Consider the following 11,222-nt stretch of genomic DNA (forward strand, 5'->3'; position numbering starts at 1 on the left):
CCCGTCACCTCTCCGCCGAGTCCACCGGCAGCACCTGAACGTCCTGCGGTTCCCACGCGACGCGCACGGAGGCGCCGACGTCGATGCGCGGCGCCCCGCGCCGGTTGGCCACCCGCGCGATCAGCACCTCGTCGGGGTTCAGGCGCACGACGTACTTGGTCGCGTCCCCGAGGTAGATCGCGTCCTCGACCACGGCCGGCACCGTCCCCGGCCCCGCCGCGCCGGCCGCGGCCAGCCCCACCGCTTCCGGTCGGATCGAAACCCGGAGGGCCGTACCCGGGCGCGCCCCGTTTGCGACGATCGTGAAAGTGCTCCCGCCGGCGGTCTCGACCGTCGCGGACGCCCCTATCTGCGCCAGGACGCGGCAGTCGAGCAGATTCGACTCGCCGATGAAGCTGCCCACGAACGCGGACGCCGGGCGCTCATACAGCTCCGCCGGTGTGCCGACCTGCTCGATGCGCCCGTGGTTCACGACCGCGATCCGGTCGGACATCGTCATCGCTTCCGACTGGTCATGGGTGACAAAGACCACGGTAATACCGAGCCGCTCGTGAAGGCGCCGGAGTTCGATCTGCATGCTCTCGCGCAGCCGTTTGTCGAGCGCCGCAAGCGGCTCGTCCATGAGCAGCAAGCGCGGGTGGAACACGAGCGCCCGCGCGAGTGCGACGCGCTGCTGCTGCCCGCCGCTCAACTGGCGGGGATGCCGTGCCCCGTAGCCTTCCAGACGCACCATCGCGAGCGCGGCCTCGACACGGCTGGCGATCTCGCCCGCCGGCATCCGGCGGATCCTGAGGGGGAATGCGATGTTGTCGAACACCGTCATGTGCGGGAACAGCGCATAGTTCTGGAACACCATGCCGATGTCGCGCTTGTCGGGCGAGAGCCGAGTGATGGGCCGATCGCCAAGCACGACCTCTCCGCTCGTCGGCCGCTCGAACCCGGCGACCATGTTCAGGATCGTGGTTTTCCCGGATCCGCTGGGGCCGAGCAGCGTCATGAACTCGCCCGCCTCGACCTCGAGCGATACCCCTGCGACGGCGGTCACGGAACCGAACAGCTTCGTCACCTCGCACAGCCGGAGCGCGGCGCCCCGGAACTCCGCCGACGACCAGGCGCCGGGAGCGGCCCCGCCCCCCGCACCCGCCCCCGCCGGCCGGGGGCGGGGGTGACCGCGACGGCTGCGGAAGAACTCCAGCGCCCCCAGCGCCAGCACGACGACGACCATCTGGATCGACGCGACCGCCGTCACCGTGGGGTTGATCTCGTCTTGGGAGACCGCGTCCCACATCATCTTCGGCAGCGTCACCACGTCGCGGCCGCTCAGAAAGATCGCGATGACGACCTCATCCAGGGACGTGATCAGCGCGAACAGCGCCCCGGCGATGATCCCCGCCCGGATCAGGTGCACGGTCACCCGCCAAAACGTCTGCCACCCGGTGGCGCCCAAACTGCGGGCGGCCCGCTCCATCTGGGGGTCGAACGCCCGCATCACCGCGACCACGTTGATGACCACGTAGGGCACGCCGAGCACGGCGTGCGACAGCGCCAGCGCGGTGATCGTGCCAACGAGATGCGCCCGCGCGTAGACGAAGTAGAACGAGATCGCCAGGATCATCACCGGCACGACCATCGGCGCGAGCGTGACCGCGTACAGGAGATCCTTCCCGGGGAATCGCGCTCTGGCGAGCGCCATCCCCGCCGGCGTGCCGAGCGCACACGCCAGCGTGGTCGCCAGGAACGCCACGCGGACGCTCGTCCACGCCGATCCCATCCAGTCACGGTTGGACAGGAAGTCCGCGTACCACCGGAGCGACAGCCCGTGGGGCGGGAGCGTGAGCCACGACGTGTTGCTGAACGACATCGGCACGAGCGCCGCCATCGGCGCCACGATGAACGCCAAGGTCAGGCCGCACACGACCGTCACGCCCGCGCGCCACATGGCCTACGTTCCCCCGCCGAAGAGACGGTCCAGGTTCATCGCGCGGCTGTACAGGGCGATGACCAGCACGGTGGCGACAAGCAGCACGAGCGACAGCGCGGCGGCCAGCCCCCAATCGAGCGCCTGATTGATGTAGGCTTCGATGAGCATCGACACGGTCGTCACCTTGCCGCCCCCAAGCAGCGCGGGGGTGATGAAGAATCCGAGCCCCACGACGAACAGCATCAGGCAGCCGGCGGCGACCCCGGGGAGGCTGAGCGGGAAGAACACGCGCCGGAACGCCTGCCACTCCGTCGCCCCGAGGTTGCTCGCCGCCCGCAGCAGGGAGGTGTCGATGCCGCGCATGACCCCGTACAGGGACAGGATCATGAACGGCAACAGCACGTGCACCATACCGATGTACACGCCGATCTGATTGTAGATCAGCGACACCGGCGCCCGGACCAGGTGGAGCCCCAGCAGGACCTGGTTGACGACCCCGTCCCGCTGCAGGAGGATCATCCACGTAAAACTCCTCGCCAGGATGCTGATCCAAAACGGGGTGACGACCAGGATCAACAACAGATTCGCCACGCGCGGCGGCGCCATCGTCAGCGTGTACGCGACCGGATACCCGAGCGCGAGGCACAGCAGCGTCACCACCACGCTGATCTGGAGCGTCTCCCACATGACGCGCCGGTACAGCGGGGTGGTCAACAGCTCGCGGTAGTGCGCGAGCCCGCCTCCCTCGGGCGAGATGCTGAACGACAGCATCTGCCCCACGGGGTACAGGAAGAACACGAGCAGAAACGCAAGCAACGGCAGCGTCGGTAGCAGACCGCGGAGGACCGGCGACCGCATCATGCGTTCCCCCGCCCTCCACGGCCCGGCATGACAGACCCCTACCCGTTGACGAACGCCAACCAGCGCTTCGTCATCGCGTCCCCGTTGTCCGCCCACCACGTGGCATTGACCTGGATCTCCTTGCCGACGTTGGCGGGGTTCGTCGGGAGCATCGCCGCGGTCGCCGGCGGCATCAGGCCGTACGCCTTCGCGTTCGGGACCCCGTACGGGAACACGTCTACGAACTTGGCCTCGTTTGCGGGCCGCGCATAGTACGCCATCAGCTTCATGGCGTTCACCTTGTTCTTGGCGCCCTTCGGCGTGATCCAGTACGACTGCATCCACGCGGCCTGGTTCCACGTGAACGCGGCGGGGCTGCTGCTCCGCTGGAGCTCGAGCACGCGGCCGCTCGTCGCCTCGATGAGGTCGACGTCTCCACCCCGCATGAGCGTCGTGATCTGATTCGTGTCCTTGTACCACACGTTGATCTCCGCTTTGCGCGGCTGCAGGAACTTATAGGCTCGGTCCACGTCCAGTGGGTACAGCTTGTCCCGCGGCACGCCGTCCGCCAGCAGCGCGAACTCGAGCACCGGAATCGGCTGATTGTACATCGCCCGGTGCCCGGGGAAGCGGCTGTCGTTGAAGAAGTCCGCCCACGTCGCGGGGGCCTTCCCGGCGGGGAACTTGGTCGTGTTCCAGGCCAGCACGTACGCATACGCCACGGACCCGATCCCCCACTCGCTGGATGTCCCAGCGATCAGATCCGCCTTGTTAATGATCGAGTAGTCGGCGCGCTCGAGCATGCCCTTCCGGCCGAGCTCGATCATCATCTCCCCTTCGGAATCCACGAGATCCCACTCCACGTTGCCGGTCTGCACCATCGCTTGGATCTTGGCCACGTCCGGCACGCCGACGATGCGGACCTTGATGCCGGTCTCCTGCTCGAACGGGTCGAAGAACGCGGTCTTCTGGGCGTTGGCGTACGATCCGCCCCACGTGCAGACGACGACCTCGCCGGTGCCCTTGATCGGCACCGCCTGCCCCGCGCCGGCCAGCAGGTCCACCACGGCGCCCGACACCGCCGCCGCCGACATCCCCATCGTCAGGGCCCGGCGCACGAACTCGCGCCGCGTCATCCCGCCAAGGTAGTACTGTTCCACGAGCCTGTCCACGCGCTTCATCTCGCCCATGACTCCTCCCCCTGTGCTCAGTTTCGACCGACTGCGGTCTGGGCCTTCGGACGATGGGCCCCCATCTCGCTCGGATCGATGATGACGTTCAGCAGGATCGGACGGCCGGCGCCGAGCGCGCGCTCCAGAGCGGGCCGGATCTCCGCCGGCCGGGCGACCTCGACGGCCTCGACCCCCATGCTCTGCGCCAGCCCGACGAGATCGACCGCAGGATCGCCGATGTCGGTGCCGACGTACGTGCCGGTCTTCGCGGCATGCCGCGTGTGGTCGTGCAGCGCCGACTTGATCGCCATGTACGTGCCGTTGTTGAACACCACGAAGACGACGGGGATCCGATAGCGGGCCGCCGACCACAACCCCTGGGCCCCGTAGACGACCACGCCGTCGCCGACACAGCTCACGACGGTGCGCGAGGGGTCCCCGAGCTTCCAGCCGATCGCTGCCCCGATCCCCCACCCCATGTAGGTGCTGGAGTTCATGGCAAACGTGCCCGGCCGCCGGAACTCGTATCCGCGCAGGATGTAGTTGCCCATCGTGACGGCTTGGTTCACGATGAGGGCGTTGTCGTCGCACACCTGCGACAGCTCCGCCACGAGACGCCACGGCTTGATCGGCACGGCGTCGCGCGCCTGCCCCAGTTCCGCGTCGCGCGCCTGCCGCAGGGCCATCGCGGCGCGGGCGACCACCCCGCGGCGCGACGCGATCCCGCGGGCGTGACCGGTGGTCATGCGCGCGCGCACCGCCTCCAGCAGCGCCCGGAGCGCGCTCAGGCTGTCCGCAACGATCGGCACCGCCGTTGGATACACGCGGGCCACCTCCCACGGGTCCTCGTGGATGTGCACGACGTCGGCGCCTCGCGGCACCATCGGGACCCGGGGATAGTCCGGCTCGATGAACATGCGGCTGCCGACCCCGATCACGAGCGAGGCCTCCGCAACCATCGGATGTCCCGGCGCGTACAGGCCGAGGTAGCAGGGGTGCGTCGAGGCCACGCTGAGATACGTGCCGAACGGCTCCGCGAACACGGGCAGCGCGAGGAGTTCCGCCAGTTCCGCGAGCAGGTCGGCGGCGCCGTGCGCGACGACCTGGCCCCCCGCCACGAGCACGGGGTGCTCCGCGCGCAGCAGCAGGTCTGCCGCCCGGTCGATCTCGCCGGGGTCCGCCGGGATCCGACGGGCCACTTGGAACCCCGCGGGATCGGGCACCTCCACCTCCACGGGCGCGCGCAGGAAATCCTTGGGAATCGCCATGTACGTCGGCCCGGTCGGCAGTGCCCCCGCGATCTTGAACGCGCGCGCGGTCTCTTCCGCGATCCGCGAGGGATTCGGGACCACAAGGCTGTGCTTCGTGAACTGGCGGACGGTCCCGATGAGGTCGAGCGCCTCGCCCTGGGCGTCGCGAAACAAGTGGCGCGTGTCGTGGCATCCCGCGGACACGACGATCGGGGTCCGATCCTTCGCGGCGGTGAGCAGCGCCCCCATACCGTTCGCCGTGCCGACCATCGCGTGGAGGTTCGCGAACGACGGCCGGCCGGTCGCGCGGGCGTAGCCATCGGCCATGGCCATCGCCGCCTCTTCATGCAGGCCGAGCACATAGGTGAGGGACGGGGTCTGCCCGATCGCGTCGAGGATGTCGATCTCGATCGTCCCCGGATTGCCGAACACGTGCCGGACGCCCTCGGCCTCCACGGCCTTGATCAGCGCCTCCGCGCCCGTCATCTGAGCCCTGGCAGGGCCGTTGTGCTTCGTCGCCATCGGTGCGCCACCTCATTGGAAGTGCCGTCCCTCGATCACCGGTCGGGCTCGTCTGCGGGGCCGGGCGGCGGGAGGCCGGCGTTACGCACGGTCCGCGCCCGCCTCCGCCATCGCGCGGGCCGCGACGTGAATGGCCTCCACGATCTTCTTGTAGCCGGTGCAGCGGCAGAGGTTCCCGCTGATGTATTCGACGATCTGCGCGTCGGACGGGTTCGGGCACTCGGCGAGCAACGCCCGGACCGTCATCACCATCCCCGGCGTGCAGAACCCGCACTGCAGGGCTCCGCAGTCGACGAACGCCTGCTGGATCGCGTGGAGGCGGCCGCCCTGCGCGAGCCCCTCACACGTCTCGACCGTCCGCCCGTGGGCCTCCAGCGCGAGCACGCTGCATGCGCTGACCGGCAGGCCGTCGATCAGCACGGTGCACGCGCCGCACACCTGGACATCGCAGCCGCGCTTGGCGCCGATCAACCCGAGATCGTTCCGCAGAAAATCGAGCAGGGTGCGGTGGTTCGGGACGTCGACCCGAATCGACGCACGGTTGACCGTGCACGCCAGCGCGTACGTCTCCCCGTGTTCGGCCGCCCTACTCACGCTCCTGCTCCCTCCCGATCAGACGGGCTCGCGCCTGTTCCGCGGCGCGACGCATCAGCACGCCGGTGAGATGTCGTTTGTACGAGGCCGACCCGTAGAGATCATCCACCGGCGCGCAGCGCCCCGCCAGCGCCGCTGCGGCAGCGGCGCACGCCGCGGAGAAACGGCCGCCGCGCAGCGGGGCGCCGCCGAACGCGCGCTCCGCCTCCGCCACCCGGATCGGGGTCGGCCCGACGCACCCGACGGCAACCCTGGCTTCTACGATCCGGTCGCCGCCGGGGTTTCCGACCAGCACGACCCCAACACCGGCGGTCGGACGCTCATAGAACGCGACCTTGAGATACGCCGCCCCCGCCTCCGCGGGCAGCGCGGGCACCAGTACCGTCTCCAGCAACTCGCCCGGCTGCAGGTCGGTAGTGTATCCGTCGACGAGGAACGACGCCAGCGGCATGGTCCGCGACCCCGCGCGGCTGGTCAGGACGACGGTCGCGTCGTGCAGAAGTAAGACCGTCGCCACGTCCGAGCGCGGTTCCGCAAAACAGAGGTTCCCGCCGATCGTGCCGACCGTTCGCACGCGCACATTGGCCACGCGGGCCTCGACGTCCGCGAGCAGCGGCACCCGACTCCGGACCTCGGCGTCGCGCTCGACCGCGCGGTGCGTCGCCGTCGCGCCGATCGCCACCCGGTGCGTCCCGGCGTTGTATGTGATCCGGTCGGCACCGACCCGCTTGATGTTGACGAGATGCCGATACCGGAGCACCCCCTGTTTCATCGCGACGAGCAGCTCGGTGCCCCCCGCATATACGGCAGCCTCGGACCCGTGGGCGAGCAACACCTCGGAGGCTTCCCCCAACGTCCGGGGCTCGTGGAACCGGAACGGCGCTAGCACGCCTGCCCTCCGCCCGGGCGGGGGTGCTCTTGACGGAATTCCCCGCGACCCCGCACAATTGTGTTGTGGCGACCAACGGCCGTCGGGCATCGTCGAACGGGCGTCTTCCCGCGGACCCGATCACCATTGCAGACGTGGCGCGACGAGCGCGAGTCTCGACGGCGACGGTATCGCGCGTCCTGACCCGATACCCGCACGTTAGCGACCAGACGCGCCGGCGGGTTGAGGCCGCCTTGCAGTTTCTTCGGTACGAGCCGAACCGCATCGCACGGAGCCTGCGGGCACGGGCGACGCACACGATCGGGCTGATCATCAGGGACGCGGCGAACACCAAGTTCGGCCTGATCGCCAAGGCGGCCCAGGAGGTGGCCAACGCCCGCGGCTACTACGTGCTGGTGGGCAGCTCCGACCGCAGCGCCGACCGCGAGCGCGAATCGATCGACCTGTTGTTGCAGCTCAGGGTTGACGGGCTCGTGCTGTATGTCGCCGACGAGCGCATCAACCACCTGGCAAACCGCAAACGCCTGGATATCCCGGTCGTGCTCGTCGAGAGCACGCTGCGCGGCTACGCGTTCGATGAAGTCTGTTCCGACAACGTCGGCGGCGCCCGCGCCGCGACGGAGCACCTGCTCGGGCTCGGCCACCGACGCATCGCGCTCCTGCACGGTCCGCTCGGCATCCGTCCGCTCCGCGAGCGCCGCCAGGGCTACCTGGAGGCCTACGCCGCGGCGGGGGTACGCCCAGATCCGGCGCTCATGGTCGAGACCGGCACGCGGGAGGAGGATGCCGCGGAGCACGCCGCGCGGCTCATGGCCGGGGACGCTCCTCCGACGGCGATCTTCGCCGCGTCCAGCGCGATGACGATCGGCGTGCTGCAGGCGATCCGGGCGCGGCGGGTGCGGGTGCCCGAGACGCTGTCCGTGATCGGCTTCGACGATACCGACGTCACCGCGCTCGTCGACCCGCCCCTCACCGTCGTGACGCGAGACCTCCACCTCCTCGGGGCCACGGCCGTGGAGACGCTGATGGAACGCCTGGCCGATGGTCCCCGCAGCCCCGCGAAGCGCATTGTGCTCCCGGCCACGCTGCACGTCCGGGACTCCTGCGCCCCGCCGGCGGGTCGCCGCGCGACGGAGGCGCACTAGCGCACGGCCTCCGGCGCGAACGGGTCGTGCGCCCCGACGGGCCGCCCACCGAGCCTGACCCGAAGCCCGGGGAGCCCGACATCGATGTGCGATGACGGCCGACGGCCAGGCACGCGGCTACCCTTCTCCCGCGCGCAGCGCCAGCAGCAGCCGCTCGGGCGTGATCGGCAGCTCGGTCACGCGCACGCCGACGGCGTCGTAGATCGCGTTGGCGATCGCCGCCGGCATCGGCACCATCCCGATCTCCCCGACACCCTTCGCCCCGTACGGTCCGACGGGATCGGCCTTCTCGAGGATGACGTGCGTCAGCTCGGGCACGTCGCCGGCGCGCGGAATTCGATAGTCGAACGCGTGGGGGTTCATCACCTGGCCATCCTGACAGACGATCTCCTCCATCAACGCATAGCCCAGGCCCATGACCACGCCGCCCTCGATCTGTCCTTCGACGATCAGCGGGTTGATCGCCCGGCCGACGTCCAGGGCGCTGATCACCTCGAGCACGCACACGTGGCCGAGCTCGACATCCACCTCCACCTCGACGATCTGGGTAGCATAGTCGAACGCCTGGAACGGGCTCCCGCGCCCTTCCGCGTCGAGTTGGACCACCGGCGCACCGAACGTCGCCGTTCCGATCGGCTGCTCGCCGACGGACCGGTGCGCGAACGCGACGACCTCCTCGAGCGAGCAGGAGCGCTGGGACGCGCCGCGCACGGCGATCCGACCGGCACGGCACTCCAGATCGGCCGGGTGAGCTTCAAGCATCCTGGCCGCGATCGCAAGCAGTTTGTCCCGAAGCGCGACGGCCGCCGCGCGCGTCGCGTTGCCGGTCACGTACATCGTCCGGCTGGCCGACGCGCCGCCATCGAACGGCATGGTGTCGGTGTCCTTGAGCGCGACGCCGATCTGGGACATGGGCACGTCGAGCTCTTCGGCCACGATCTGGATCAGTGCCGTCGTGGCGCCCTGCCCCACCTCAGACGCCCCAGAAACGAGTGTCAGCGAACCGTCCTGATTGGCCTTGATGATCGCGGTGGCGGTGTCGGCACCGGACCAGATGCCGCCGCCGATGCCGTGATGGGCGGTGGCGACCCCGATGCCGCGGCGGAACCGGCCCGCGCCCGGCAGGCGCTGGCGGCGGCGCTCTGTCCACGCGCTCTTCTCGGCAGCCGCTCGCAGCGTCTCCCGCACCGTCACGCTGTAGCGTGTCGGATCCAGCACCTGCCCGGTACAGGTGACCGACCCCGGCCCCCAGGCGTTGCGAAGGCGCAGCTCGATCGGATCGATCCCGCGGTCGGCCGCAGCCTGATCGAGCAGACTCTCCCGCGCAAGCGCTACCTGCGGCGCCCCGAATCCCCGAAAGGACCCGCTCAACACGTTGTTGGTGGCGACGCAGCGTACCCGTACCGCGATGTTCGGCACGTCGTACGGCCCCTCGAGGTGCGTCGCACCGTGAATCGACAGCATCGACGGCATCGAGTTGTACGGCCCGGAATCGGTGAGAATCTCGGCTTCCATGAACGTGATCCGGCCGTCCGCGTCGATGCCGATGGCCAGATCGGTGTCGAACGGCAGCTTGCACGTGGAGGCAACGAACTCGTCCTCGCGGCTGAAGACGCCCTTCACAGGGCGTCCGGTCCGCATCGCGAGCAGCGCGCAGTACGGTTCGATCGTCAGCTCGCCCTTGCCGCCGAAGTCCCCGCCGGCGGGCAGATGCACAATGTGCACCCGGCTCATGGGGAGTCCAAGCACCGCGGTCAGCTGCGAGAGCGTCCGGAACGGCTTGCCCGTCGAGCTCCAGACGGTGAGCCGGTCGGTCCCATGCTCGTAGCTCGCGACGGCTGCGTGCGGCTCCATCGAGAAGTGCTCCATGCGCTGCGTCCGGAACCGGCCGCGGACCACATGGTCGGCCGCCGCCCGGCCGCGGTCGACGTCGCCCCGCCGCACCCGGAACTGCGTGAACACGTTGCCCTGATCGTAGACGACATAGGGCCGCATGAACGGCGCGACCTTGTACTCGGCGCGGCGCTCGTGAATCCGCGGCGCCCCGCCCAAGAGCGCGTCCTCCGGCGTGTACACCGCCGGCAGCGCCTCGTACGCGACGTCGATCAGCGCAGCCGCGCGCTCCGCCGTCTCCTCGTCCTCGGCCGCGACGGCGGCGACCACATCCGCGACGCTGCGCACGGTGTCCCCGGCGAACACGGGTCGGTCGCTGATGCTCACGCCGGTGAACACGGGGCCGGGCAGGTCCGACGCCGTCAGCACGGCCACGACACCGGGCAGGGCCCGGGCCGCCGCCGTGTTCACCCGCGTGATGCGGGCGTGCGCGTGCGTGCTGAACACGAGCCGGCAGTGAAGCATGCCGGGGAGGACCACGTCTGTCGTAAACCGCGTCTGCCCCGCGGCGAGCGCCGCGGCGTCCACCCGCGGCATCCGGCTCCCGACGCCGGCGCGGATCACGCGATGGCCTCCGACGTCACCGGAGTGGCGGGCGTCACACCATCGCACGTCACGATTTCGCCCCGCCATGTCGCTCCCCCGCACGGCTGGGAACGGCGGCGGATCATTGCGGATCTGCAATCGTTTACAACCACGTGCGCACCTCATCGCGGCTGCTCCGCACAACGTGACGCTTGTTGTTCAACAATCGCGCATCCGTTCCCTCCACACCGCCGCTCGCCGCAGGCGCTCCTCGCGCCGTTTCTCCGCGGCGGCACCGCAGCGCACATCGAGCGCATGCGGTGTTCTGCGCGTCGCCGCCTTGGAGCGCGACGCTGATGTCGTAGTTCAGCAATCCTGTCATGCTAACGGTTCAGCGAAAATGTCACCCCCTGGGCGCTGAGCTCTTTGCGGCGAGCGATCTGAGCGTATTGCCTCCAGGGATGATCGGGC

The 11,222-nt window shown here is 69.6% G+C and carries 8 protein-coding genes; 1 reads left to right on the top strand and 7 read right to left on the bottom strand.

Annotation, left to right across the window (positions count from 1 at the left end):
- Positions 1-4: 4 nt before the first annotated feature.
- The 6 genes from potA to VKZ50_01070 form a co-directional block, all read right to left on the bottom strand.
- Entirely contained in the window at positions 5-1,939 is a 1,935-nt protein-coding gene (gene potA / locus VKZ50_01045; protein HLJ58301.1) for a polyamine ABC transporter ATP-binding protein, read from the bottom strand.
- 3 nt (positions 1,940-1,942) lie between these two features.
- Positions 1,943-2,782: an ABC transporter permease gene (locus VKZ50_01050; protein HLJ58302.1), complete on the bottom strand. Its 840-nt coding sequence runs from the start codon at positions 2,780-2,782 to the stop codon at positions 1,943-1,945.
- Positions 2,783-2,820: 38 nt separating this feature from the next.
- Complete coding sequence (locus VKZ50_01055; protein HLJ58303.1) at positions 2,821-3,951, bottom strand: ABC transporter substrate-binding protein; 1,131 nt, start codon at positions 3,949-3,951, stop codon at positions 2,821-2,823.
- Between the two features lie 17 nt (positions 3,952-3,968).
- Positions 3,969-5,705 (bottom strand): thiamine pyrophosphate-binding protein, encoded by a 1,737-nt coding sequence (locus VKZ50_01060; GenBank protein HLJ58304.1) that lies wholly within the window; start codon positions 5,703-5,705, stop codon positions 3,969-3,971.
- Positions 5,706-5,786: 81 nt separating this feature from the next.
- A complete protein-coding gene (locus VKZ50_01065) occupies positions 5,787-6,299 on the bottom strand; it encodes a (2Fe-2S)-binding protein (GenBank protein ID HLJ58305.1) in 513 nt (170 codons plus the stop codon).
- Positions 6,292-7,188 (bottom strand): FAD binding domain-containing protein, encoded by an 897-nt coding sequence (locus VKZ50_01070; protein HLJ58306.1) that lies wholly within the window; start codon positions 7,186-7,188, stop codon positions 6,292-6,294. The genes VKZ50_01065 and VKZ50_01070 overlap by 8 nt, the downstream gene beginning before the upstream one ends.
- A gap of 134 nt (positions 7,189-7,322) precedes the next feature.
- Here VKZ50_01070 and VKZ50_01075 point away from each other — a divergent pair, with 134 nt between their 5' ends.
- Complete coding sequence (locus VKZ50_01075; protein HLJ58307.1) at positions 7,323-8,333, top strand: LacI family DNA-binding transcriptional regulator; 1,011 nt, start codon at positions 7,323-7,325, stop codon at positions 8,331-8,333.
- Between the two features lie 117 nt (positions 8,334-8,450).
- On the opposite strand, the gene VKZ50_01080 is transcribed toward VKZ50_01075, so the two are convergent.
- The gene (locus tag VKZ50_01080) at positions 8,451-10,790 is read right to left on the bottom strand and encodes a xanthine dehydrogenase family protein molybdopterin-binding subunit (GenBank protein ID HLJ58308.1); all 2,340 of its coding nucleotides are present in this window, start codon (positions 10,788-10,790) and stop codon (positions 8,451-8,453) included.
- Positions 10,791-11,222 lie beyond the last annotated feature (432 nt).

This window comes from bacterium, from assembly GCA_035295165.1.
Lineage (GTDB): Bacteria > Sysuimicrobiota > Sysuimicrobiia > Sysuimicrobiales > Segetimicrobiaceae > JAJPIA01.

What these genes read in the sequence shown, in the direction of transcription:
- potA (HLJ58301.1), bottom strand. Translation starts at nt 1,939, where the DNA reads ATGTGGCGCGCGGGCGTGACGGTCGTGTGCGGCCTGACCTTGGCGTTC.
- VKZ50_01050 (HLJ58302.1), bottom strand. Translation starts at nt 2,782, where the DNA reads ATGATGCGGTCGCCGGTCCTCCGCGGTCTGCTACCGACGCTGCCGTTG.
- VKZ50_01055 (HLJ58303.1), bottom strand. Translation starts at nt 3,951, where the DNA reads ATGGGCGAGATGAAGCGCGTGGACAGGCTCGTGGAACAGTACTACCTT.
- VKZ50_01060 (HLJ58304.1), bottom strand. Translation starts at nt 5,705, where the DNA reads ATGGCGACGAAGCACAACGGCCCTGCCAGGGCTCAGATGACGGGCGCG.